This window comes from Leptospira terpstrae serovar Hualin str. LT 11-33 = ATCC 700639 (assembly GCF_000332495.1).
GTDB lineage: Bacteria > Spirochaetota > Leptospiria > Leptospirales > Leptospiraceae > Leptospira_A > Leptospira_A terpstrae.
In genome coordinates, this window is sequence record NZ_AOGW02000011.1 from 1 (window position 1) to 25024 (window position 25024).

The following is a 25024-nucleotide window of genomic DNA, read 5'->3' on the forward strand; positions in this document are numbered from 1 at the left end:
TGGGTCCGAGTGCATGCGAGAATGGTTGTTCGATGGATTGTTTACGGATCCTTCTTTTGGGAGGTTTGATAAGGTTGTTTTGTTTGAGAATACGACCTACAGTACTTGGATGTGGCCATTTTCTAATCATATGAAACCGAGCTGAGAGTGATGCTAGGAGTTTTCTTGCTCCCCACCTGGGATGGTCTTTTCTCTCTTGTAAAATTAGTTCAATGATTTTCTTTCGAGTTTGGTGTGGATGGTATTTCGGTCTTCGGCTTTTGTCTTTTAACCCATCGATCCCATATAGTTTGTATTGCTTTAAATATTTATACCCCGTCACTCTACTGATATTGAATTCATGACAAAGGTCAGTGAGAGACCACCCACCACGTTTCCAAGCGACAACAAATTTCATTCTTTCTTCAAACACGTTTGTCTCCTTCCAAGCCATGACACACTCCTGGTGTGTACATCGTGTTCTGAATCGAAGAATTAAATTCTTGTTTGTAAAGGATGTTGTGAGATCAATTTGTAAGGGATGAAACTAGTACAGACCCAAGGGGAAAATGTTAAGGAATACATGCGCAGGTTGCGTCTAGAAAAAGCAGCATATGAATTAAAAATCACAAACTTCCCTATTTTAGAAATTGCGATCGAAGCAGGTTTTTTATCTCATGAAGCATTTTCGAAAGCATTCAAACGTGTCATTGGTTCTACACCCAATGAGTTTCGAAAACAATTTCAAAAGAAAAAAATATCTTCTAAAAATTATCACCAAACGATTCCAGACGGTATTTCAAAATTTGGTTTTCAAATTAAAACAATCACTTCCTTTCGCATTGCCTATGTTCGTCACATAGGAAGTTACGAAGAACTTCCAGGCCCACTTGCGGGAAGTAAAGAAGTCCTTTCTATTCAATCATTGATGTTAGGCTGGAATTCACTAAATACAAATCACAAATGGATAGGAATTAGCCAAGATGATCCAGAAATTTCGCCCAAAGGAAAAATACGATTTGATTTAGGAATTACGATTGGATCCTTACAGAAAACACTCCCAGAAGGTTTTGGAATCCAAAACATTCCTGGCGGAAAGTATTTACAGATACGGTACCAAGGAAGTTACCATAATCTACCAAAAATCTATCATTGGATTTTAAATGATTATATTAACACCACTTCCTACAAATTAAAAAACCAACCACCTTGGGAGTGTTATTTGAACCCACTTGAAAAACAGGATGATAAACGCATTACGGATATCTACTTTCCTATTCGTTAGAAGGTTCTCAACACTTCCAAAGTTGGTTAGAACTTAAAAACGGTTACTCAAATAAAAGGTTCTTTTATTTTTTAGATGCCGTAACAAACGAGGCACTATCTTCATAAAAATGATAAGATAGGATTTTACCATCTTTAATTTGTACCTTTAGGGCCCATTCACTTTCAAAAGGTTTACCGGTCTGTTTCACAATATGCAAAAAACTTCCGCTAGCAAACACCCAATCTTTTTTTCCCACAATTTGATCAACTTGGAATTTTTTGGTATCCAATTGGGTACCCATGTTTGTTAAAAATTCCTCTGCGCCAGAAATTCCTGTGTAGGTTCCATACAACTGGTTTTCAGTGCGGTTTTCATTGCGGACCGCAGTAATTGTTGTTTGTGGATGGAACAGATTCAAAACACCCGCAGCATTTCCTTTTCCAAATTCGCTGAAAAAAGTTTCAAGAACCTTTTCTCCCGAAGGTGATGCTGCTTTTGCGAACAATCCAATACTTCCAAACAACAAAGTGGCTAATACCAAAACTGGTTTCATTTTTTTCTCCTCGAATAACGATACTGCCAGTATCGTTATTCGATACCATCCGTATCGAAATAGAGTTGACAGTCAAGATTTTTTTATTTTATTTCGATCTATGGCTGTAAAAAAGAAAGTGGCACAAAAAACGGCAGGAAGGCCCAGGTCCGAAGATTTGGAGCCTTTGGTCTTAAAAACTACGTATGAGATGTTGGCAAAAAAGGGTTACCATGGGTTTTCCATTGATGATATTGTTTTGGAAACTGGAGTTGCAAAGACTACTATCTACAGACGTTGGCCAAACAAAGCCAACCTTGCCATGAGCACAGTCACGCATATGATTTCACCATTTTTGGAATTTCCGCGAGAGGTTCCTTTTGAAAAGGGTCTGCTTGACCAAATGGAAGCCCTTTCTCTTGTTTTCACTGGTAAATTTGGGCGTGTTATAGCTACCTTAATTGGAGCGGGCCAACAAGACACAGAACTTTCAGAATCTATTTTAGAAAACTATTTGCTTCCCAGACGAGATGCCGCAAAAGAATTTTTCAGACATGCCATAGAATCTAAACAAATCCAACCTCTTACCGATGCAGAGATCGATGTTTCTATGGATATTCTCTACGGAACTTTATACTTTCGGTTATTACTCAAACATCAAAAACCCCAATTCCAAGATTTAAGACCTTGGTTAGAAAGGTATTTAAGAACATTAAAAAAATAAAATTCGTGATTCGGATCTCAATTTTTGCTTTTTCCTTTTCCTATGTTTGTTAGGATCTATCGACATGAAACCAATTTCTAAACTTTGGATCCTTTGCTTTTTTCTATTTGAATCTTGCGCCATCTTTCAAGCAACGAAAGTTCCAACAAACAACCTAAAGTCCGCTTTAGAGTCCAAATCCACAAAAAACCCTAAGATTGTTTTTTTAGGAGATAGTATCACTCATGGTCGAGTCAGTTATGATTATGTAGATTCGATTGCTAAACATCCAAGTCTCGTAAATCATCTGGTGATTAACGAAGGAATCAATAGTCGCCTCACAGTTCAAATTTTGGAACAACTGGACGATCTTAAAGCACTCAATCCCGATTTCGTATTTCTTCTCATTGGAACCAATGACTTAAAAGCAACTTTGTCAACAGATGAGTACAATCGTTATGCGAGCTTTTGGAAACTAAAAGAACCCGTTAATGAAGGAAGTTTTGTGTCCAATCTTACGAAGATCATCCAAACGATTAAAAAAGATACAAAAGCAAAGTTGATTGTTTTTTCTCCTCCCGTTTTGGGAGAAGATCCTAATTCAATCCCATTCCAAAGATCCAAAAAATTTGCAGAACTCACGCGAGAAGTGGTTACCAAAGAAAAGGTAATTTATAAACCATTACACGAAACTCTTTCCCAGGGACTCGATACAGCCAATAACAAAGTTCGCAAACCCTATACCCAAAGTAATTGGCCAATGTATTGGACTATTCTTAGATACTATTCTACTACAGCTAGCTGGGATGAACTTGGTGAATCTAATGGATTTTATTATTTAACGGATGCCATCCATCTTAATGATCGTGGTGGGAAAATTTTGGAAGGTATGGCATTGGAGGAAATTTTACCTGAGAAAAAATAGAATATAAATAGAGAAAGAATGAAACTCTTTATTGATACCTTTCATATTCAGAGATAATCGTATTTGATTCAACGGAAGGAGTAAAAAAAGTTTCTTTAATTTTTATATATTCTGGGTCTTTAAAAAACCGATCTTTAGATTCTTTATTATTAAAGTAAATTAAGAACAATCGATTGATCGGTTTTTGATCTTCACTAATCAATGTTTCTAAAATTTTAAAGTCATACCGAAACCCACCTTCATACTTGGTTAGGATTGGAGTCATTGCTTTTCTATAATCAGAATAGAGTACGTCGTTTGTTACTTTCAACCCTACAACGGTTTCGTAAGCGAAAGCTGTTTTTTCAACCTGGTTAAACATTGTTTGTATTTTGATTCATTCGAAACCATCGTAAACTTCATTTTCTATCTTTATCAAAAATTTTCGTATCAAAAATAAAAACCTCTATATAGTTTTTCGTTTCAAATTTTTATAGGAAATGTTTTTTGTATAAAAGTAAATAGTTAAAAGCCCATCATTTCTTTAATGTGATTTGAATTTTCTTTGGTGGTAAGCATTTCTAATAGAACCAATGCAACACCGATAGCAGTGGCAAGACTCCCACTAGTAATCAAATTTTGATCCAGTACAATGGGTTTGTTTTGAACGATTGCACCTAATTCTTGTAGCTGTTTTTGCCTTAGGCTACCTATATGATTGTATGTGGTAGTCATTCGGCGATTTAAAATACCAACACACGGTTGTTAACAGTATCTACAATATAGATTCCATTTTGATCAATAGAAATCCCTTGCGGTTGGAAAAATGTAGATGCGGTAGTATTGTTAGTAGAACTGGTAAAACTTCCATTTTGACCGAAAACTTTTGAAGCAATTGTATTTATTCCAGAAAACAAAAGAACTCGGTTGTTGAAAGTATCTGCAATCCAGAGATCTCCACCAAAGGCAAATACTGCCTTCGGTGAATTTAAAGTACCCGCACCAATAAATCCATTATTCGGATTACTTGAAACAAAATCTGGCTGGCCATATACCCTAGTGGCAGTAGTGCTAGTCCCTGGATAATACAAAACACGATTGTTCCCATTATCGACAATATAAAAACCAGCAGAACCTCTTGCTATCGCGTATGGTCCACCTAATGAATCTGAAGCAGGTGCAGTTAGTCCTGAAGAAATGAAATCAGGTTGGCCGTACACGCGCGATGCTGCGGAGTATAATCCTTCGAAATATAGGGCTCTGTAGTTGCCAGAATCCGCCACATACAATTCATATAGATCTTTAGCCAAACCTCGTGGTTGATTGATCTCGGTCGTAGAAACTCCGGAGATATTGGAAATTAAATCCGTTTGGCCAATCACTCCTGTTGCAGAAGTATTTAAACCAGAATAGTATAATATACGATTATTTCCAAAATCAGAAAGGTAGATTCCTTTTCCATCAGCAATTACGTTACTAGGAGAGTTTAGTAAGTCTGGCCCAATTCCATTAATATTTGAGTTAAAATTCAGTTGTCCATAAACTCGATTAGCAGTTGTTGTGTGACAGATAATTTGTATCCCGGTAATACCGGCAGGAATCACACCTTCCCATCCAGAGTGCACAATACAAACGATCGAACTTGGTTGGGAGGCAATCGATAGAGTATATCGAGCACCAAGTCCAAGCGAAACCGGAATCGAGAAACTTGTAGAACCTGCGGCGATCGAAATTTCTGTTCCGGTATTTGTTCGAAGGATCATTCCTGAGGTGGACAGTCCTACAATGGTCCCGTTCAATGAAAAGGATGTATCCATTTTACAATAAGGTGAAATGTCGCCAACAGAGACTTTTAACAAAAGATTATTAAAAAAAGATTGGGAATTCGGGTCACATGGGTTGGATATTTTTGGTTTCCCGCAGGAAATACAAATCCAAAGAAAGGAAATTAAGAAACTTAGGAAACGGGAGGTCACGGATTTAGAATATCCGATTTCCCTAATTTAGAGCAAGCGATAAATTAGATTTACATTGATTAGGCGGTATTTTCTAAAGTTTTCCTAAAAGAGAAAGTTTTGAAATGTGAGTGCATGTGGCTTTCCATTGATTTCCACCATTTCCATACTTAGATTTCCTTCTCTAACTTCCCCATTCCTTAACCTAAAGCGATGTTTAAACCCTGTTAGCTTTCCATCTGTTAAGAATTTTTTTCTAATTTCTGTACTGTCTGCATCATTAACATACATTTTTAAATCTAAACTCGTTTTCCCTATCACTTCTCTCTTTTCATATCCCACTAATTTTTCAAAGGAAGGATTTACGTTTACAAATCGGAATTGGTTACTAGTATCGTGTAACGACATAGCGATGGGACTTACAAAAAATGCTTTTTCGAATAGTTCTTGGGCTTCCGAATGTTTTTGATAACTTTCAAACAAACGAAGTGCCATTTTAATGGATGCGATTAATACTATTTCGCCAGATGTCTTCAAAATATAACCATAAGAAGTAATGGATTCTGTTCGCTCTATAATTTCTGTTTCTGTATGTGAAGATAAAAAAACCAGAGGGATTTTGTGTAATAAAAGTATTTCTTTTGCGGCCTCAGTTCCGTCCATTCCGGAACCCAAGTCAATGTCCATAAGGATGATATCGATTGGAAATAGTTTTTGACCAAGAAATATTATGGCAGCTTCACCAGTGGAAACATGGTGAACTACAAAACCCGCCGAATTTAATATCCGGATTTGCATCATTGCTAATACAGCTTGGTCTTCAACCAATAAAATGGCTCTTTGATTGGCAATCATGGTAGGGTGGCTCATTCGTTAATCATAGAAATATACATTCCTCAGAGAGGACAACTCATTATATTATTGATACTCAAACTCGTTCTAAATTTACATTGATAATCTGCATTCAAAGTCTTTTGAGACTTAGGAATTCTACGGATGGAAAAGAAATATAGATTTTTTATCGTCATACAGAACGTACATCGTGTTACAGTATAACGGTTAGATTTCGATTGGAATGAACAATCGTTAGAAAGCCAGAACGATGAGGAGACTAGGGAATGTCCGCAGAAACAAACGAAATCAGTCAATTTGAAAGATCTCTCTTTCGCAAAGGAATTTCATTGATTGTGTACACAAAGTACGGATTGAGTGCGATATTTCTTTTAGGGGTGGCCGCAAACTTCGCAACCAAAAGTTTTATACCAAATTTCATCGGTTCACTTATCTTTCTTTTGAATGGTCTCATCCCCGGATATTATTTAAGAAAAGAAAAAGAGATCACAAGAGCTTGGGCATTCACTATTATCTTCATTGATTTACTAATTTTAGTGAGTTTTTTTTACCTGGATATTTATAATAATTATACAAAAGGGGATGCAAGTAATACTGTTACAGCAGGTATATTTTATATAATTTTTGTTTTCATCGCAATATATTCCAGCTTTCTCTTCGAATCAAAGTTGGTGATGATTGTTGGAGTCATTTCCACATGTCTCTACATAGGCGGAATTTATTTATCAGCAAAACTTGGTTCTGCTTTAGTCGCAAAACCTTTTCCTGAAATGTTACGCGCAAACAATATCATAGTGGCAACCGAAGTTCAAAAAATCATTTTTTACTTCGGTGTTATTTTTAGTTTACGTTATGTAGTTGCTCTAATTCGAGAAATGCAATCCGACTTAAAAACTAAATTAAAAGAAACTTTAGAAAACCAAAACTTTATTACTGAAAAATCCAATCAAATGGGAAAATCAGCAAAAACACTTGCTACATCTGTTGAAACTTTACAATCCATGTCTGATGAACTCCACAACCAATCTCAAAACCAAGCTGCCTCTGTGGAAGAAATTTCAGCTTCAGTAGAAGAACTATCTTCTTCAGCAACAAGTTCTGCAAATTTGGTCGAAGACCAAGTAGCAAGAGTAAAGATAGTGGATCAAAATTTTTTATCCCTACAAAATATTAGCGAAAATGTAAAAGTCAAAACGACTCAAATTGCTAAAGACGTAAGTCTCTCTGCCGATTTTAGTAAAAAAGTAAAAACATCTTCTGAAGAGCTAAACAGTATTTATGCCGAATTAAATCAGGCCTTCTCCAAAGTAGAAGAAATCAACCAAATGATGTCAGAAATTGCTGATCAGACCAACTTACTCGCATTAAATGCATCGATTGAAGCGGCTCGAGCTGGCGAACATGGACGTGGATTTGCCGTTGTAGCTCAAGAAGTTGCAAAACTAGCAGAACGTTCTCAATCCAATGCAGGTACCATTGCAAAAATAGTGAAGGAAGCGGGCCTAAAAATTAACGAAGGCACAAGATACTCCAAAGAAGTAAAAACCCAAGTGGAAAGCCAAAACCAAGAACTTCTCAGAATCGAAAACGAAATTTTGAGTTTGGAAGGACATGTCAGCGAACAAGAAAATTTGAATACAAAACTCAGAGTTACCTTTTCGGAACTCCATGTATTGTCTGAACAAATTGGAGTGATTGCACAGGAACAAATGTCAGGTAGTAAAGAAATCAGTCATGCCATTACCGTCATTGATGAAACCACACAAAAACTGGCGGACTCTGTCGAACTCCTATATGAAGAGATCAATGCCATCCACACACAGTCCAAACAGCTAACAGCGACCTAAGGGATTTCCCCCTGCTCTGAACGGAGTTTTAGAACTAAAACCTGTCTTTACAACAGGGGGCTTACCTAGGATTTTGGGAAATCGTGGGAAATAAATTGATTAACCTTAGCCTGCCATGTTAAAACCCAATGCAACCGGTCGTCCCGGACAAAGAATCGAAGATACTATTACGGCAATTTTGGAGGAGGATCCAAACCAAGAAGAACTCCTACTTCAAAAAATTAAAGAAGGTCAAATTCATCATCTCGAGGATGGACAAATTTTTTCCGCAATCTTAAAAGTTCTAACATCAGTGGAAATCTGCGAACAGGATTCTGAGTCCATTTGGAATGAAATTATAAAAAATAAAAATCAACTATCACAGTGTATGAATCGTGAGGTGGGATTTCGTGTCGCTATGTTTGATTATTTTACAAACATCAATCAAAAAATCAAAAATCCGAAAGTCATCGATATGAAACTCTTTGCTGATACCGAAAAACTAATCTTAGTTGATGAACTCACAAGATTATACAATCGCAGACATTTCGAAACTGCCCTAGTTCGTGAATTCAAACAATCCACAAGATACAATCAGAACTTATCTCTTCTTATCATAGACATCGACGATTTCAAAAAAATCAATGATACTTATGGTCACACCACCGGTGACGAAGTCCTTACTAAGGTTGCTAAACAAATCACATCATTTTTACGTATGGAAGACACAGCTTGCCGAATTGGTGGAGAAGAATTTGCAGTTATTTTTCCACAGACCAATGAAGAACAAGCAATGATTGCATCTGAAAAACTACTGGAAGCTTGCCGGACCATTCAACTGAGTGGAAAGTCAGTTACTTTTAGTGGTGGAATTGTATCCTACCCTGAAAAAGTCAAATCCTGTGAAGATATGTATGATCTTGCTGACCGAGCATTGTATACGGCAAAGTATTCAGGAAAAAATCAAATTGTTGCTTATTCCAATGAAAAACGAAGTAGTTTGCGTTTTGATGCCAATTTAGAGTTGCTCTTTATTTTACCCGATAAAACTCTCAAAACCATTTCTAAAAACATTTCCGTTACAGGAATTGCTTTTGATACAGAAGACGATATAACTTTAAACGAATCTTTTGATGTCAAACTTCGAGAATCTGATTCACACCAAGAAATCAATGCTAAAATCAAAGTTGTTAGAAAAGAAGAAGTTGGCTTTCATAAGTACCATATGGGAGCAGAGTTTTTGGAACTCTCAAGCGAAGACCAAAGTAAACTCTCTGATCTATACACACTACACCGGTATAAATCTAAGATGTCTACCAGCGTAGTCTAAAGATTCAACTTTTTTGTTAATCTAACTAAGGCATATCCCCGAGGCCACCAGCATTTAATACAGACGAATAACCATTGGCTTCAAGGATTTGTTTCGCACGTTCGCTTCGAGCCCCTGACCGACAATAAACAATAATATTTTTCTGTTTGTCTTTCAATTGATTTAGATTGGTAGGAAGGGCATCCACTGGAATGTTCATTGCCCCAGAATAGTGGCCTTCCGAATACTCAGATTTTGTTCGAACATCTACAACGATTGCTCCATTTTGGATCCATTGTTTTACCATATCTTTATCTCCTTTCGACTGGATTCGTTTTACAAAAATAAAAAGAAGTCCAATTACAAGTCCCAACATCAGGAAAGATTTCATACTTTCTCCTTTTTCCCCAATTTCTAGTTGCCAGATTTTTCGTCAACGAAAGTATATACTATAGGGGGTATGGTATTTACCAAATCAAAACCTCCTCTTATGGTTTTTGGGGAATCCAAATTTCCATAGAATTTGATTTTAGCAAAAGGAGCAAGTTTCGTTATATGATCACTGATCCAATAGAAAAAATTGAAATCCGGCCACTCTATGATTTAGAATCGGGTACCTGGACTTATCTCTTACTCGAAAAAACATCGAAACTCTCTGTTTTGATTGATCCTGTATTAGAACGTATGGAAAGAGACCTGAGCCATATTCAAGAACTTGGATATAAATTGTCAGCCACCATAGACACACATATGCATGCAGACCATATCACTTCTGCGGGAGTTCTTGGAGAGAAAACAAATTCGGAGGCCTTTGCTTCGGAACATTCCGGTGCCGAATGTGCATCGAAATTTCTGAAAGATGAAGATTTGTTTTCTATCGGGAATCTTAAATTCCGCGTCCTCCATACTCCGGGCCATACACCTTGTTCCCTTTCCCTTCTATTGAATGGAAAATATCTTTTTTCAGGTGATGCTCTTTTTGTCCGAGGTTGTGGTCGAACCGATTTCCAAGGTGGAAGTGCGGACGATTTGTACAAATCCATTACAGAAAAACTTTTTTCATTACCCGATGAAACTATCGTTCTTCCTGGGCATGATTATAAAGGTTTTCTCTCTACTACTATAGGAGAGGAAAAAAAATGGAATCCCCGGATTGCCGGAAAATCTCTCTCTGAATTTAAAGAGATAATGGACAATCTGAACTTACCGGAACCTAAAAAAATTCATGAGGCAGTGCCGGCAAACCGAGCTTGTGGGAAAGTATCATGAGTATCGGAATCTTATTTTTATTGTTAGGTGTAGGGGCCGGGGTTCTTGGAGGATTAGTTGGCATTGGTGGGGGGATTTTACTTGTTCCTGCCCTCGTTTATTTTTTTGATTTTAACCAAAAATTAGCCCAAGGGACCACACTCGCAGCCATGGTTCCTCCGATTGGTATTGTTGCTGCTTATATTTATTATACTAGAGGAGAAACCAATATCTTTGCTGCCGCCTTTATCAGTGCAGGTTTTATCTTGGGAAGTATTTTTGGTGCTAGTGCTGCTTCCAAAATTGATACCACCACCTTATCTCGATTTTTCGGAATTTTCACAGTCATTGTTGGGCTGAAGATGATTTTTTTTCCAAAGTAGAAAAGAAATAAATTTTCCTTGCAGGAAGTTCTGATTTAGGATTCCATTCTCTCGTGTTCGGTTTTTATCTCACATTTTTTTGGATTCTAATTCGATTTTTTTCCTCTGAATTTTCTTGGCCCTCTGGACTCATCCCTCCACTCCAGTTTCTATTTTGGTGGAACTTAGTTTTTTCGTCCTTTTGGTTAATTCTGATTTTTATTGTGGTCTTCGGGCTTTTAGGTTTTTTGTTAAGAATTCCTGTAGTCGGAATTTTATTACAAGGGATTCGGAACCAAGTCACTGAAATTGGTTGGTATAAGTTTCTTCTGAGCAGAACCACTGTTTGGTTACTCAGCCAGAGTTTAATTTTATTTGGATCTTTTGTTTTTGGATACGGAAACCAATCGGAAAATTGGATTTATACAGCATCTCTTCTAGCAACAGTTTCTGGTTATTTTATTAAACAAAATTTTTACAAACCGATGGCGAGTTTTTCAGGTTCAAGAGGAGTGTTTGTATACCGAAGTAGTAAAGAAAGTGGTTCTACCCCAAACAACCACAGCCACTTTCCTCAGGAAAAAGACGTCACTCCTCCGTAAGTTCTTTTATTTTTGGTTCCCAACCATCCCAAAAAAACAATCTAATTAGTATGGTTTCTTCCATACATCCAACTCGGTTCTTCGCATTGATATTGAAAGCACTTACATATTTCTTTGTATCCCTATTCTTTTTTTCCCAATGCAGTATTTTTTCCGATAAAGATAGCGCTGTCCAACAGATCTCTTTACAACCTAAAGAAGGTCAAAAACTGGCAGCTTTTGCGGAAGGATGTTTTTGGTGTTCTGAACATATCTTTGAATCGGTCCCAGGAGTTTTAGAAGTTGTATCTGGTTATGCAGGTGGACATACAAAAAATCCCAACTATGAATTAGTGAACACGGAAACAACAGGACATGCAGAAACTGTACTTGTTTACTATGATCCATCTAAGATAGATTATGCGGAACTTTGTAGGATTTTTTTTCTTTCTCATGATCCCACTACTTTAAATAAACAAGGTCCTGATGAAGGATCTTCCTATAGATCCATCCTCTTTTATTCTACAGAGACAGAACATACTATTGCAAAAAAAATTCAGAAAGAAATCCAAGAGAAGCGAATCTGGAATAATCCAATTGTAACTGAATACCAAGAACTAAAAGAATTTTACCAAGTGGAAATGTACCACCAAAATTTTATCCAAAACCATCCGAATCAGTCCTATGTGAGAGGAGTTTCTATTCCCAGATACCAAGAATTCCAATCTCGGTATGAGCTTTATAAAAAAACAGAAAAGTAGCTTTTACCTTACGTGAGAATTTAGTAAGACAAAAACTGTTCTCTAATTTTAGTACGGAAAGAATCAAATTCGGACTTAGATTGGAACTTACAAAGTTTTAAAATTTCTGCCGGTATCTCTGATGATTTTGCTTCTTTAGCATTAATTGAAATCATCATATCACTCAGATAAATCGGAAATACTATATCGGAATATACTTCGTCAACAAGAAGAGGTCTATGGTGAAACTCCATAGCTTTCGTGTACAAAATGGGGAAACTCCATTTTTCGCCTACCATTGCGCCTAACTTTGAATGTGTGATACCTATCGCGGATTCTTCCATACTAATTGTAGAAGCAATCTCTCTAGAATTGGAATAGGTTTTGATTTTTGACATATGTTGTTTGTCAAAAGATAAAAGTAAAATTTCACCAATGTCATGCAATAGAGAAGCGGCAATTAAATTACTTAGATCAGCTTTCGCCATCCCCATTTTTTGACCGATGGCCTTACAATAAAAGGCAGACTCATTAGATTTTTCCCATATTGCAGTAAATGCTGGAAATTTATCTTCTAACATCTGCTTGGTTCCAAGACTATACAATAAAGTTTGTAATTCTTTTAAACCAATAAGTTGGATGGCTCGGTCCAAACTTTCTACCCGTCCGCCTCGTCGGAACGCAGCGGAGTTGGAAAGTTTAAGAATATTGGCAGATAATGCGATATCTTTTTTGATCATCTCAGCAATGGTTCCAATGCTTGAGTTTGGTTTGTCAATGGCATCCTGAATGTCTTTAATCGCCTTTGGAAATGTTGGTAAATTATCGATTTGAGAAATAATATGATCTATTCTTTCCAACTGTTGGTTTTCTTTAGAAACCTTTGAAGGAATATCGATCATAAATACTGTTTTGTTTTCACTCGATTCAAATTTGAATGCAGAATCACCTAAACCATCGTTACGCAACATCATGAGAGTCATGATCAATCCAAGACCTGCACCTTCTTGATCATTTGACATATCCACAAATGCTTCTGCTAAATCATTATAGGTTTTTGCTTTATCTATTCTTTCCTTAATCCTTGCTGATTCTGCTGGAGTGAGTTGAACATTATTCATGATTCGAATCCGCATCAAACTTTTATTATGAATGAAGGAGACAAATACCCCGAAATTATTTCTTTGTAGGGAATCTTCGATAATCTCTCGATTTTCTAAATATGTTTTTTTAAACTCAGCAATACCGGTTTCGTATTCGGCTTCGTTTTCAATATTACTTGCTCGGTTTTTAAAAAATACACGTTTTGCATTGGCTTTGATTGCATTTGTTACTGTTTCTTTTACAGCAGCCAAAACTGAATCTCTAACAATGATTAGATCAAGCTGCAATAGAAATCGATCCAAAACTTGGAATAAAGTATTTTCTACTTCATCAGTGATCTGAAAAAACTTAAAATGAAATGGTGCATTTTCTGCAATAGGATGATTGATATTATCAATATTGGAGTGAAGACCTAAGTCTTGTTTGTATTCTAATGTGACAGCCTTTGGACTTGCCATAATACCTCAAGTAATGAATCGCACCAAAAGGGAATTCCCTAAGCCATTTTTGATAGCTGTACTTCTACTCCATCCAATGCGAATATTTTACTAGTGCAAGCGTTTAACAATAAAATAACGAAAGAGAAAAAACTTGCGGTAAGTACGAAATGTAAATAGGATTTAATCGCTGATTTTACTACGTTTGTGTACTAATTAATCAAAAAGTTTGATTTTAGGAAGTCCCAAATTATAACGAACTGCAACCACTCGGATGCCAACAACAACAGTTGCAGAGATCACTAAGTTCCAATTTGCATTTACATCAAAAGCATTGAGTATTATATATAAAACAGATCCCACCAAACAAGCAGTAGCGTATATTTCTTTCCTAAAGATAAATGGAACTTCATTCATTAGTGTATCGCGTATCACGCCACCAAAAATGGCTGAAATCATTCCAAGAAGTGCCGATGCAAAAAAGTTCACTCCATGATCCAAAGCAATCCTTGTTCCGATCACAGTATAAATTCCAATTCCCAATGTATCAAAAAGAAAAAGTTCATCTCTTAGTTTGGTAAGTATTCCTGGAAATAAAATGACAAGTAAAAAACCAATGAATATGGCCCAAAGGATATTCTCATCTCGCACCCAGGAAACAGGATAATTTCCAAGTGTAATATCCCTTAAGGTCCCTCCTCCTATGGCAGTGATGAAACCCGTAAAAAATACACTAAACAGATCGTGGTGGTGGTCCTTATGTTCCAAAGCAGCGAGCGCACCCGATATAGTAAATACCATGATTCCTGAAAGCCCGATGTAATAAGAAAAACTAAAATCCACGGTTTCAATCCTACTTTTATCTGTTTAGACGTAAACAAAATGACAATCTTTCCACCCTTCAATTGTTGTATAAATTAGAGAATATGAAGAGTCCTGCAAAATTTTTTAGGAATGTTATCCTTATCCCTACCTTTCTTTTCCAGGCATGTATCCCGAGTTTACCAAAAGGAGTTTTGCAATCAGTCAGCGACTTTCTACAATTGCGAAGTTTGGTAAACACTGGGCCATATAAAATTTCTGTCACAGTCTCAGGCCTTCTCGGTTCTGGACTTGCTCTTGATTTGAATTCCGGAGCAGAAACTATCGTTGTCAACTCCGATGGTGGTTATGAATTTACAACTGCCCTTACCACAGGTAGTAATTTCAATGTTACAATCAAGACTCAACCCATACTTCCTGTACAAACATGTTCTGTCAGCGGTGGAATGGGTGTGGTTGGTTTTGGAAATATAAACTCAATCATAGTCAACTGTGATCCTTTGCGTTATACCATTGGTGGAACCATCACTGGCTTAGATGGAATCACTGGACTTATCTTAACTAACTCAGTAGATGGATCCACTCTTAGCGTAGCTGTGGCTTCGGGAGCTTTTGCATTCACTCAAACCTATTTGAATGGAACTACTTACAATGTATCAGTAAGTACTCAGCCAAACCATCCTGTACAAAACTGTGTCACTACTAACGGTGTTGGTACGATCGCTGGAGCAAACATCACTAATATTACCATTGCTTGTACTTCCATCGCATTTCCAATTGAAGTGACAGCCGTAGGGATTGCTTCTGGGACTTTGTCAATTCGAAATAATAATTCAGAACTTCTGACCATTTCTACGAATGGTCTTCACCGGTTTCCAACCAATATCATTACGAACAATTCCTATAGTTTGCAAGTGGTCTCTACACCGGCAAATCATCAATGTATTCTAAATTCCACAAGTGGTACGGTAACAGGAACTATTTCCATCACAGCCAATTGTTTTAGTGTACTGTCCATTGGACCTTCCAACGGAGGAATTCTACAACCGCTGGAAAGTTTGCGATTACAATTTTCGGATGAAATCAATGCAGGAAGTTGCGCGGGATCTTCTGGCACATTAAACACTACCAATAGCCTTCCGATCCAATTTGCGGTGACAACCACTACTCTTACAAATGATACATTGATTGTTTCCCCGGCTCCCACAGATTCTTGGTTGAGTGGTCATAGAACTTTAACACTCAATTGTAACAGTGTAGGCGGATACCCACTTTCCTCTACTGTGAATCTGCTCTATCTCATACCGTCTAGCCTCCGTTACGTTGCAGATGCTCCTACTGGGAACGATCTAAATAACGGACTCACAGCGGCCACACCGAAACGCCATATCCAATCTGCGATTAATAGTTTTGGAGGTTGTCCAACTTTTGATTGCGCTGTTTTAGTAGAAGCTGGCTCCTATGACCCAACCTTCGTTGGCGGCACGATCCAACTTGTATCAGGAATATCGCTTTATGGTGGTTATGTCGCTGGAACTAATTTTGTTACTTGGGATCCAGATTCTCATTCCTCAGTGATACTTATGGATACAACGCCTGTTGGTTGTTCGGTGGCTACAGCTACTTCCCCCTGTGCTTCTATTGTAGGAGATGCATCAATTACAAATACTGTCACTATATCTGGATTTAAAATTGAATCTGGACCAGACACTGCCCCTTATATGGCAGGCGTTTTGTTAAACTCCACAAATAATGTGCGACTCATTAATAACGTGATCAACGCTGGAACAGGAATTAATGGGGCGTATGGTGTTCATGCAATCGATAGTAATCCGTATTTAATCAAAAACACAATTGAAGGGGGAATGTGTACAGCCATTGGTTGTGCCGCAGTAGGCTTGTATATTTCCTCAACTTTCCCAATTGCTCCTATCGTTCTACTTAATAATATTACCGGGGGAATTGGTGCACCGCTTGTAACGAGTGTATCTTCAAAAGGCATAGAGTATGCAGGTAGTGCTGCCATGACAGTAACCAACATTACTGGGAATAAAATTTCGAGCAGTGACCTTAATATGACGAATAGTATTGAAAGCGTTGCATTTGACATTAATTCCACTGCAACAGGTTCCACCGGTATCCTTTCAGGAAACATTATTTCAGCAGGTAGAGCAGTGCAATCCATTGGTCTCAAAATCCTACCAGTAACTACTACAATCCAGGTTGGATCATCTTCGCTAGGGAATGAAATTTCAGCCAATCAAGCGACAACAAATGCCTCTAGCTTATTTTTAAAAACAGGACTTGTTGTTCGAAGGAATCTAATCAAATTAGGAGAAGCCAACAATTCTTTGGTTGCTACAGTGACGGGAATTTATATTCAAAGTGGTGGCTCAGCCACAATTGAAAATAATTCAATTCAGGGTGGATTCGCAAAATCTTCCACTTCAACTGCAACACTACATGGCATTTATATAGCGACACCAAGTGCTACAACAAGTATCTCCGGTAACTATTTTCGTTTAGGTGATTCGGAAGGAATTAACTCTACAGCTACTGTGACCGCAGGAATTTCGTTGAATACACCCCAAAATATATTGATTGCAAATAACTGGATCCAAAATGGTAGAAGTGATGTACATGCAAGAGGGTTAGAACTTAAATCCGTATTCTCAGGTTTAAAAGTGTATCACAATACGATAAGCAGTGGAACCGGAAATGTTGGTAATGAAAGTTCAGTTTTTATTGGCTCACTTTCTACCTCTGCAGACATCCAAAACAATGTGTTTCTACTCAATAATAATGCGGGAAACAATGCTTGTATTTATAATGCTGGAGCCGGCTTACAAACAGCAATCAAATACAATGTTTTATATAATTGTACGAATTTGGTTGTACAAAACGCATTCAATTATACAGACCTTTGTCCCGGAGGGATCCCAGGAACTTTAGGTTGTGTTTCTCCGCTCGGTATAGCAGCAAACTTTGGAAATAACCTCAACTTAAATCCCAACTTTGTTAATAATTTTGGTGCAATCGCAGTATACACACCAACAACGGCAACATCCTGTTTAATTACTAAATCCACAAACCAAATCATCACAAATAGCTATAATGGAAATGGAACAAGACCGGGTAATGATGGTGCGGTGAGTCTTGGTGCAGTAGAATACGACCAAGCTTGTACACCTTAGCCAAAAAAATCGGCTAAGGTTTGATTGGGTTCATTTCTTTTTTTGTAATTAGCCTAAGGAAGAACGTAAATCCCAACTCGGTCGTTGTATAAACTTCCAATGTATAATTGCCTTTTCTTTTCTATCACACTGGTCACTTCTTTTAAGTGTTCACCGCCTGGATCTTGCAAAGTCATAAGTACTTTACCGTTTCCATCTATTTTGAGGGCATATCCATAAGGTTCAGCCTTAGGCCAAAGGAATTTAGGAAGGAAAGAAATCATTCTTTTGACAACTGGCGAAGGATGCATATGATCCATTCGATCATTTCTTACTGTAAACAATGCCACCCAAAACTCTCCGTTTTCATTTCGAGTGATATTATCAGGAAATCCTGGTAAATTTTCTATCACTGTTTCTTTGATTCCTTTTTTAGGACCTTTTAACCAAAGTTTTGTGATCTTATAACGATAGGTTTCGTTTACAAGTAAGAAGTCTTCATTTTTCGATAAAGCAATCCCATTGGCAAAGTACAAACCGTCCGCAAGTAGTTCTGTTTCTTTAGTTTTTGGATCATATACAAAAACTCGCCCATAAGGTCTAGCTTCTAGAAGGTCATAAAGATATTCTTTTTGTTCATACACAGAGGCATCGGAGAAGTAAATCCTTCCATCTTGGGCAATGTCCAAATCATCAGTGAATTGAAAAGGTTTACCTTGGAATTCGGAAACGAGGACAGTTAACTTTCCAGATTTGTCGAGAGATAGAAGACCTTTGTAAGCATCCGCAATGATAAGATTTCCTTGTTTATCAAATTGAATTCCTAGTGGCCGACCGGAAGTTTTGGCGATCACTTTGATTTCTCCCTTCAGAGTGACCTTGATGATTCGACCTTCTTTGTCTCCTCCATAAATATTTCCATCAGAATCAACATCCAATGACTCCAATCCTTTTACCTTACCAATGGCCAATAAAATTGATTTTTGTAGTTCGGTGTTAGGAGCATAAATTCCAATAGGTTCTGGTTTGATTGGAGGTTCATAAGCTACAGGTGCGAATGTTCGACACGAAAAAAGGACTGAAAACACAAAGATGTTAATTACTGAAGTTTTCATATTGGTTATTTCTCCCTATCAATCAAAGCGTCTTTTAGAGCCCATCGTTCATCTACCCATCGTTTCATTTTCTTTGACATCGGTGCAAATTGTTCATTCTCTTCAATAGGAACAAGGGAAGCAGGAATTACATCCACAAACACTTTTAACTTTCGGATTTTCCCTTGCATCAAATCTAAGAAACTAGGATTTTCTGTAGGATAAACAATAGTTAAATCGATAAATGCATCAAGCGAATTCTTTAAGGCTGTGGACACTACAGAAATCCCACCGCTATGAGGACGGAGTAAATGTTGGTAAGGATTTTTCTTTAATAATTTTTGAACACGTTCCGGTGTTCTTCTGTGACCTTCAAGAAAGTTTAAAATAGAGAATGGCATTCCAACAAATTTTTCACAAACTTTTTTGACATTTTCCAAATCTTTGGTAGCGAGTTCCGGATTTTTTTTCAGTTGTTCCCGACTACTTCGTTTCACAAAAGGAAAATCTAAAGCCAACCATGCGTGTCCAAGGATCGGCACATACTTTAACGAATCTTTGATGAAAAACCGGATGAGCGGGATTTTTCGATTTAGTACAGATTGAATGATATAAATATCTGACCAAGATTGGTGATTACAAATAATCATATATCGCCCATCATGTTTCAGGTCTTTATACTTATCTCCAATAACTTCAAATTGGACACCATACAACATACGAGAAATTCGATAGTTATTCTCTATCCAGAATTCTCCCACCTTTAAGAGTAAACGATCACCAAACCTTCTTACAGAACCTGTTGTCACTAATTTCCAAATGTACAATGGATACATGGTTGGTATGATCGATAATAAATTCAAAAGGAACAAAATATAAGCAATGATTAAACCCAAAAAATTCTCCTATTTAATAACTCGTGCCGATTCCAAGAATCGTAACATCATCCATCATAGAGGCATCCCCGCGAAAGGAATGAAAATCATCCATGAGCAAATGAATCGTATCTGTTAGATTTAGATCCAAACTCTTAGCAGATTCAAAACTGGAAAGCAATTTGGCCTCTCCCAGGAGAATTCCCTCACTGTTTTCTTGCTCCAAATACCCATCCGAAATCATAAACAAACGATCTCCCAACCCAAAAGGTACAGAATGGTTGGAATATTCGACGTCTTTCTCTAAACCTAACATTACTCCTGACTCAGGGAGCGGAATGATCTGGTACTTTGAAACTACATAAGGTTCATTATGACCAGCAGAAGAATAAGTTAACTTGTTTTCCTCTAAATTCAAATCTACAATGACAGCAGTGAATTGAATTGATTTTTTACCATAACTATCAATAAAAATTTGATTGAGTGCATACAAAACATCAGCCGGGTTTGGAGCATTATGTTTGATATGATCATATTCGGCTTTTATGGCCATGGTAATTAATGCTGCTTGAACTCCATGTCCAATGGCATCTGCCAAAAATAATCTTACCTTAGTTTTTTCTAAACGATTCACATCGAATATATCACCTCCAACTTCCGCCATTGGTTCAAACCGAGATCCAAAATCTAAATGAGCAACATGCCTAAGTCCTAAAGGTAAAATATTTCGCTGTATGGTTTTAGCTGTTTCCAAATCTTCATGGATGATTTTTAAAGTTTGGGTTAACTTAGCGGTTCTCTCTTTTACCATTTCTTCCAATGTTTCATTTTGAAGACGAAGTTCCTTATTCTTTTGAATCAAAACTTGGTTCTCTCGTTGTTCTGCGTTCCGAATTCGAGCAGTTAACAATTTTAATAAAGTCAATGTCATTTCAGGACTTGTTTGAAGTAAACGATGGAAGTTTTCTCTAGTCAGTTCGTACAGTACGCAAATTTCTTTGGCCGATATATTTACAGTACGCGGTGCTGAGTCGATAAGAGCAATTTCACCAAAATAATCTCCAGAGACAAGATCTCCAATGATCAAAACTTCTTGTTTACTCTCATCTAAGTATTTCCATACTTCAACAGTTCCAGATTCTATAAAATAAAAAGAATCACCTGATGAATATTGTTGGATGATTAGAGAACCTTCCGGAAAAAGCGCACGTTTCATTTCTTTTTTTAAGAAACTTAAATCCGCTGTAGGTTTCTCCTCATTAGCCATACAATCTTTATGTTTCTAGTTCCCTGTTGACTAGATCTAGCGAGAAGGCAGGTTTACAAATGGACCAGTATTCTGCATCCTCAGTAAAAGGATTGGAATAACGCACCTTAGTTCCCTTTTCCACAAAAAGTGATTCACCGGCAGAAAGGATAACAATTTTTCCATCTACTTCAATTTGTTTTTTACCGCGAACCATCAATGTCCACTCATCAAAGTTAGGTGTCTGGAATGGTTCCCCCCAACCAGCAGGGGCCACCATATGAGCGACCGAAATTTCAGAACTGCCAGTGGATGGTATTCCAAAATGTTCATCAATGGTTTTCCCACCAGGAACCGGAATTTGTATTGGCTGAGTTTGGTGTTTATGACCCATAAACTAAAAACCAGGGAATTTAAAACTAAACTTATGTTTCAACAGGTCTTCGGTGTACGACCAAAGATTCCTTCTAGCAGCTACATCATAAGAAGGTTCCGAACTTTTTTCGATCTTCTTTTTAACAAAATATTTACCGGAAACAGAAGTTAAGGAAGGGTCCGTGGAAAGAAAAATAGAAGTTTCGGCACCTTTTTCCTCGGAAATCGCAAATACATTTTGTGCAAAAGATAAAAGTATTTTCGCCAAACCATCGTTATTTTGACCAAATTTAGTTTTAACAAAACCAGGATGTAGACAATTGACAGTGATCTTTGTTTGATTTAGTCGTTCCGCAAGTTCATAAGTAAAATAAATATTCATAAGTTTGGACCTTTGGTATTGTTTCCAACCCGAATAATCTTTTTCACCTAACAAATCATTAAAGTCCAAAGAAACACCCATATGTGCCCTAGAAGCAACATTGACAATTCTAGCTTCGCCTGCTTTTTTTAAAGACGGAAGTAACCCGAGCGCTAAAATAAAATAATTTAAGTGGTTTAAGGCAAATGTAGATTCTATCCCTTCTTTAGTAAGTGTATGTTTATCAAAATATGCACCTGCATTGTTAAGTAAAACATCGATTTTTGGATGATTCTTACGGATTGTTTCTGAAAGTAAAAATGTTTCTTTTGCTGAAGACAAATCTGCAACATAAGAATGCACTGTAGCACCTGTTAATTGTAAAGAATATACTAATGCGGCAAGTTTATCTGCATTACGACCAACTAAAATCAATTCTTCTTGAGTTTTGGCAAAGGAATGAGCACATACCCTTCCGATTCCGTCTGTGGCACCTGTAACAACGATTGTTTTTTTCATGAAATAATCTCCTCTTTCATTTTTTTAGGAATGGTAAAAACAAATCTAGAACCAGAAACTCCATCACTTTCAGCATAAATGGTTCCCCCATTCACAGAAACAAATTCATGGCAGAGCAAAAGTCCAATCCCGTTACCTGTTTCGCCCCCGGTTCCAGTTGATTTGATTACTTCCCCGACTTTAAATAGTTTATCCTTTGTGGCCTTAGACATACCCACACCAGAATCAATAATGGAAACTTGCCATTCCTCTCCAACATCTAAAGCTTTAATAAAAATTTTACTATTGTTATGACTAAATTTTAACGCATTAGATACCAAGTTTCGAATGACAGTTATAATCATTCGATCATCGCAAAACACCATCGCATGAGAAGGAATTTCAACTTCCAAAGTAATGCCTTTGTTCGAAGCACTCAAAACAAATAATTCCAAACATTCCCTGACAATATTATCTAAACGATAGAAGTGAGGACGAAATTCTTCCTGACCACGTTGTAACTTAGACCACTCCAAAAGATTTTCCAATAATGAAAAAACAGATTCTGTGGCATCAACAAGAGATTGAGTCATGCCAGCAAGTGCATCTTCTTTTTTCTTCATGTCCTCATTTAACACTTTGAGTAACATTTTGATACCGGCAAGGGGACCACGCAAGTCATGGGAAATAATAGACAAAAACCGATCTTTGGTTCCATTCGCAATTAGGAGTTCACGATTCACATTGGACATTTGTTTTTCTAAATTTCTTTGTTCCGTACTATCGCGAAAAACAATAACCATCCCGATTTTTTTTCGATTGGCATCTCTGATCTGTTTTGCGGTCACTTCCCAATACTTTTCATCTTTTTCCCAAATCCATTTTGTGAGTGTTCGTTTATCTGACAAGTGATCAAGTTTTGAAATGATTCCTGGAGCTGATGCAAAAAAATATTTATATGAAATCAGAGTAGAATTCTTAGAGGCAGTACAAAACAAATGTTCTGCTGCGATATTCCAATCCACTACTCTATTGTTAAAGTCGAGAATCACAACCGCTTCATCTAACTCATCTACGATTTCCCCTCGCACTAAGGGAACCAAATCAAACATACGGTAATAGCCTATAGCAAAGAAAATGAGTATCACTTGCATGGTACTCATAACCGCAGTGACATTAATCCCTGGCAAAGGTCTAACACCTAACTTATGTAATATTGCTGTTACCCAAATAAACAAATAGGATATTAATATTAAAAGATACCTACGTCTCTCTGTGGATTTCGAAACAAAAATTCCCTTAATTAATAAGTATGCAACAAAAACAGACCAGAAAAAAGATAGGAAATAGGAAACAAAAAAGCCTGCGGTATTGGTTACCTGAATCCATTGGATCCGACCGTTGATATTCACTAGATATGTATCTAATGTTAATGTTTTAAAGATTGGATCGAGAACACAAACTGCCAATGTCATTAGTGGTTGGACAGTGAGTAATACCCAAAACCTCTTGGTTAACAAATGTTTGTTTTGAGTGAATTCTAGTGATACAAGAACCATTCCTAAATTGGCAATGGACACACCAATGTATAACAAGGCGACAAAGGTTCTATGTAAGTCGGGACTGATAAATACGAAATCTAAACCATAGAATCCAGTCCACATCATGGAACCGAGTACTAAAACTAATAAGTATTTAACAATGTCTAGGCGGTAAGATTTTAAGACGAATAGCCCCAATGCTAGATTGAAGCTGAAGGCTAGAAATAAAAGTAAGCTATATGGATGAAATTGCCACAAACTAAGTCTCTTCGCTGCTTAGCATTTCACAATTTCCGTCAAATACAACTCCATCAGCAATTTGAAGTTTTGCTGTGCGAATGTTTCCCTGGACTTTTCCAGTAGATAACATTTCTAATCTTTGTGTAGCAGTAACATTTCCGATAATCGTTCCACCAACAACAACAGTACCTGCTTTAATGTTTGCTTTGACCCTAGCACCTTCGCTGATTACTAAATAACCATCAGAGATGATTTCACCGGTGAAATCACCGGAAATTTGTAAGGGTTTTTTGAACGCTAACGTTCCACTAAATGCTGTTTCTTTTCCGAGGATAGTAGCAATGACTCCGTGTTCGGTGATGGTTGTTTGCATTTCTTTTTTTGACATAGTTCCTATTTTGTTTTCATGTTGTATACCCCATCCCAATCTTCTGGTGGGGGATCTGCGATATAATCATCACATCTTTCAATGTATAGTTTCGAGGGGCCATCTTGTGGATGAATCGCTAATCCTTTTTTGAACTCTTCTTTTGCTTCTGCAAACTTTCGCGATTTGTAGAGTGAAAGGGCATGGTTGTAATGAACCAATACTGCCTTCATTTTATCACTAATGATCATTTGGGCTCCTTATAGAAAACGACAACCGCAGTAGCGTAATGGTCAGCATGGCTGATGGATACGGAACTGTTTGTAAATCCTTTCTCTCGGAAAAACTTCTCAGTTTTCCCATGGATGACTAGCGTTTTTTTACCAAAATTTGTTCCCGCAAGTTCAATCTCACGCATGTCAGCAACTTCCCCCGGATTTAGGTTCAGAGCCTTAATTACGGCTTCTTTACAAGCAAACCGACCAGCAAGGAAGGGGACAGGGTCTTTGTGTTTGTGGCAGTATTCCACTTCTTCGTCGGTAAAAACCCGCTTCAGGAACCGGTCTCCATGTTTTTGCAGGAGTTCCCGAATTCTTTGGTTTTCAACGATGTCGTTCCCGACTGATAACATAA

At 37.3% G+C, this 25024-nt stretch carries 28 protein-coding genes; 10 read left to right on the forward strand and 18 right to left on the reverse strand.

What is annotated here, in order from left to right; all coding sequences use genetic code 11:
- Positions 1-433 (reverse strand): helix-turn-helix domain-containing protein (locus LEP1GSC203_RS13205; protein ID WP_002974662.1); only part of this gene is annotated, 433 nt, incomplete at its 3' end.
- Positions 434-520: 87 nt separating this feature from the next.
- Between LEP1GSC203_RS13205 and LEP1GSC203_RS13210 the strand changes: the two genes are divergently transcribed.
- Complete coding sequence (locus LEP1GSC203_RS13210; protein ID WP_002974740.1) at positions 521-1264, forward strand: AraC family transcriptional regulator; 744 nt, start codon at positions 521-523, stop codon at positions 1262-1264.
- 64 nt (positions 1265-1328) lie between these two features.
- On the opposite strand, the gene LEP1GSC203_RS13215 is transcribed toward LEP1GSC203_RS13210, so the two are convergent.
- Complete coding sequence (locus LEP1GSC203_RS13215; protein WP_002974646.1) at positions 1329-1799, reverse strand: nuclear transport factor 2 family protein; 471 nt, start codon at positions 1797-1799, stop codon at positions 1329-1331.
- Between the two features lie 100 nt (positions 1800-1899).
- Here LEP1GSC203_RS13215 and LEP1GSC203_RS13220 point away from each other — a divergent pair, with 100 nt between their 5' ends.
- Both LEP1GSC203_RS13220 and LEP1GSC203_RS13225 read left to right on the forward strand, forming a co-directional pair.
- Positions 1900-2502, forward strand: a complete 603-nt coding sequence (locus LEP1GSC203_RS13220) for a TetR/AcrR family transcriptional regulator (protein WP_002974654.1) — start codon at positions 1900-1902, stop codon at positions 2500-2502.
- A gap of 64 nt (positions 2503-2566) precedes the next feature.
- On the forward strand, positions 2567-3406 hold the full coding sequence (locus LEP1GSC203_RS13225; protein ID WP_002974717.1) for an SGNH/GDSL hydrolase family protein: 840 nt from the start codon (positions 2567-2569) through the stop codon (positions 3404-3406).
- Positions 3407-3434: 28 nt separating this feature from the next.
- On the opposite strand, the gene LEP1GSC203_RS13230 is transcribed toward LEP1GSC203_RS13225, so the two are convergent.
- The 4 genes from LEP1GSC203_RS13230 to LEP1GSC203_RS13245 all read right to left on the reverse strand — a co-directional run bounded on the left by LEP1GSC203_RS13230 (position 3435) and on the right by LEP1GSC203_RS13245 (position 6210).
- Entirely contained in the window at positions 3435-3767 is a 333-nt protein-coding gene (locus LEP1GSC203_RS13230; protein WP_039938020.1) for a DUF1330 domain-containing protein, read from the reverse strand.
- Between the two features lie 143 nt (positions 3768-3910).
- Positions 3911-4120, reverse strand: a complete 210-nt coding sequence (locus LEP1GSC203_RS13235; protein ID WP_002974588.1) for a type 1 glutamine amidotransferase family protein — start codon at positions 4118-4120, stop codon at positions 3911-3913.
- 8 nt (positions 4121-4128) lie between these two features.
- Positions 4129-5148, reverse strand: coding sequence for an NHL repeat-containing protein (locus LEP1GSC203_RS13240; protein ID WP_232225892.1), 1020 nt, complete (start codon positions 5146-5148; stop codon positions 4129-4131).
- Between the two features lie 297 nt (positions 5149-5445).
- A complete protein-coding gene (locus tag LEP1GSC203_RS13245; protein ID WP_039938022.1) occupies positions 5446-6210 on the reverse strand; it encodes a response regulator in 765 nt (254 codons plus the stop codon).
- Between the two features lie 248 nt (positions 6211-6458).
- On the opposite strand from LEP1GSC203_RS13245, the gene LEP1GSC203_RS13250 reads away from it, so the two are divergent.
- Both LEP1GSC203_RS13250 and LEP1GSC203_RS13255 read left to right on the forward strand, forming a co-directional pair.
- A complete protein-coding gene (locus LEP1GSC203_RS13250) occupies positions 6459-8039 on the forward strand; it encodes a methyl-accepting chemotaxis protein (RefSeq protein WP_002974576.1) in 1581 nt (526 codons plus the stop codon).
- Positions 8040-8154: 115 nt separating this feature from the next.
- Positions 8155-9348 (forward strand): diguanylate cyclase, encoded by a 1194-nt coding sequence (locus LEP1GSC203_RS13255; RefSeq protein WP_002974731.1) that lies wholly within the window; start codon positions 8155-8157, stop codon positions 9346-9348.
- Between the two features lie 25 nt (positions 9349-9373).
- Here the strand turns inward: LEP1GSC203_RS13255 and LEP1GSC203_RS13260 are convergent, their stop codons facing one another.
- The gene (locus LEP1GSC203_RS13260) at positions 9374-9718 is read right to left on the reverse strand and encodes a rhodanese-like domain-containing protein (RefSeq protein ID WP_002974608.1); all 345 of its coding nucleotides are present in this window, start codon (positions 9716-9718) and stop codon (positions 9374-9376) included.
- A 164-nt stretch (positions 9719-9882) separates the two neighbouring features.
- Here LEP1GSC203_RS13260 and LEP1GSC203_RS13265 point away from each other — a divergent pair, with 164 nt between their 5' ends.
- From LEP1GSC203_RS13265 to msrA, 4 genes are read left to right on the forward strand one after another with little or no spacing between them, the layout of a single operon-like run.
- A complete protein-coding gene (locus tag LEP1GSC203_RS13265; RefSeq protein ID WP_002974734.1) occupies positions 9883-10596 on the forward strand; it encodes an MBL fold metallo-hydrolase in 714 nt (237 codons plus the stop codon).
- The gene (locus LEP1GSC203_RS13270; protein WP_002974743.1) at positions 10593-10958 is read left to right on the forward strand and encodes a sulfite exporter TauE/SafE family protein; all 366 of its coding nucleotides are present in this window, start codon (positions 10593-10595) and stop codon (positions 10956-10958) included. The genes LEP1GSC203_RS13265 and LEP1GSC203_RS13270 overlap by 4 nt, the downstream gene beginning before the upstream one ends.
- Positions 10959-11011: 53 nt before the next feature.
- A complete protein-coding gene (locus tag LEP1GSC203_RS13275) occupies positions 11012-11539 on the forward strand; it encodes a hypothetical protein (RefSeq protein ID WP_002974619.1) in 528 nt (175 codons plus the stop codon).
- Positions 11540-11589: 50 nt separating this feature from the next.
- Positions 11590-12279: a peptide-methionine (S)-S-oxide reductase MsrA gene (gene msrA, locus LEP1GSC203_RS13280; RefSeq protein ID WP_084764972.1), complete on the forward strand. Its 690-nt coding sequence runs from the start codon at positions 11590-11592 to the stop codon at positions 12277-12279.
- 20 nt (positions 12280-12299) lie between these two features.
- Here the strand turns inward: msrA and LEP1GSC203_RS13285 are convergent, their stop codons facing one another.
- The gene (locus LEP1GSC203_RS13285) at positions 12300-13820 is read right to left on the reverse strand and encodes an HDOD domain-containing protein (protein WP_002974691.1); all 1521 of its coding nucleotides are present in this window, start codon (positions 13818-13820) and stop codon (positions 12300-12302) included.
- Positions 13821-14015: 195 nt separating this feature from the next.
- On the reverse strand, positions 14016-14642 hold the full coding sequence (locus LEP1GSC203_RS13290; RefSeq protein ID WP_002974620.1) for a trimeric intracellular cation channel family protein: 627 nt from the start codon (positions 14640-14642) through the stop codon (positions 14016-14018).
- An 83-nt stretch (positions 14643-14725) separates the two neighbouring features.
- Here LEP1GSC203_RS13290 and LEP1GSC203_RS13295 point away from each other — a divergent pair, with 83 nt between their 5' ends.
- A complete protein-coding gene (locus LEP1GSC203_RS13295) occupies positions 14726-17815 on the forward strand; it encodes a beta strand repeat-containing protein (RefSeq protein WP_002974593.1) in 3090 nt (1029 codons plus the stop codon).
- 53 nt (positions 17816-17868) lie between these two features.
- On the opposite strand, the gene LEP1GSC203_RS13300 is transcribed toward LEP1GSC203_RS13295, so the two are convergent.
- The 9 genes from LEP1GSC203_RS13300 to acpS are packed head-to-tail and all read right to left on the reverse strand — an operon-like array spanning position 17869 to position 25022.
- On the reverse strand, positions 17869-18909 hold the full coding sequence (locus LEP1GSC203_RS13300) for an SMP-30/gluconolactonase/LRE family protein (protein ID WP_002974640.1): 1041 nt from the start codon (positions 18907-18909) through the stop codon (positions 17869-17871).
- 5 nt (positions 18910-18914) lie between these two features.
- The gene (locus tag LEP1GSC203_RS13305) at positions 18915-19784 is read right to left on the reverse strand and encodes an acetyltransferase (RefSeq protein ID WP_002974698.1); all 870 of its coding nucleotides are present in this window, start codon (positions 19782-19784) and stop codon (positions 18915-18917) included.
- 13 nt (positions 19785-19797) lie between these two features.
- Positions 19798-21030: a PP2C family protein-serine/threonine phosphatase gene (locus tag LEP1GSC203_RS13310; RefSeq protein ID WP_002974657.1), complete on the reverse strand. Its 1233-nt coding sequence runs from the start codon at positions 21028-21030 to the stop codon at positions 19798-19800.
- Positions 21031-21037: 7 nt separating this feature from the next.
- A complete protein-coding gene (locus LEP1GSC203_RS13315) occupies positions 21038-21403 on the reverse strand; it encodes a cupin domain-containing protein (RefSeq protein WP_002974751.1) in 366 nt (121 codons plus the stop codon).
- Positions 21404-21406: 3 nt separating this feature from the next.
- Entirely contained in the window at positions 21407-22264 is an 858-nt protein-coding gene (locus LEP1GSC203_RS13320) for an SDR family oxidoreductase (protein WP_002974589.1), read from the reverse strand.
- On the reverse strand, positions 22261-24042 hold the full coding sequence (locus LEP1GSC203_RS13325; RefSeq protein WP_084764973.1) for a sensor histidine kinase: 1782 nt from the start codon (positions 24040-24042) through the stop codon (positions 22261-22263). The genes LEP1GSC203_RS13320 and LEP1GSC203_RS13325 overlap by 4 nt, the downstream gene beginning before the upstream one ends.
- 1 nt (position 24043) lies before the next feature.
- The gene (locus LEP1GSC203_RS13330) at positions 24044-24412 is read right to left on the reverse strand and encodes a bactofilin family protein (protein ID WP_002974586.1); all 369 of its coding nucleotides are present in this window, start codon (positions 24410-24412) and stop codon (positions 24044-24046) included.
- A gap of 5 nt (positions 24413-24417) precedes the next feature.
- Positions 24418-24639, reverse strand: coding sequence for a hypothetical protein (locus LEP1GSC203_RS13335; protein WP_039938066.1), 222 nt, complete (start codon positions 24637-24639; stop codon positions 24418-24420).
- Positions 24639-25022 (reverse strand): holo-ACP synthase, encoded by a 384-nt coding sequence (gene acpS, locus LEP1GSC203_RS13340; RefSeq protein WP_002974567.1) that lies wholly within the window; start codon positions 25020-25022, stop codon positions 24639-24641. The genes LEP1GSC203_RS13335 and acpS overlap by 1 nt, the downstream gene beginning before the upstream one ends.
- Positions 25023-25024: the final 2 nt, after the last annotated feature.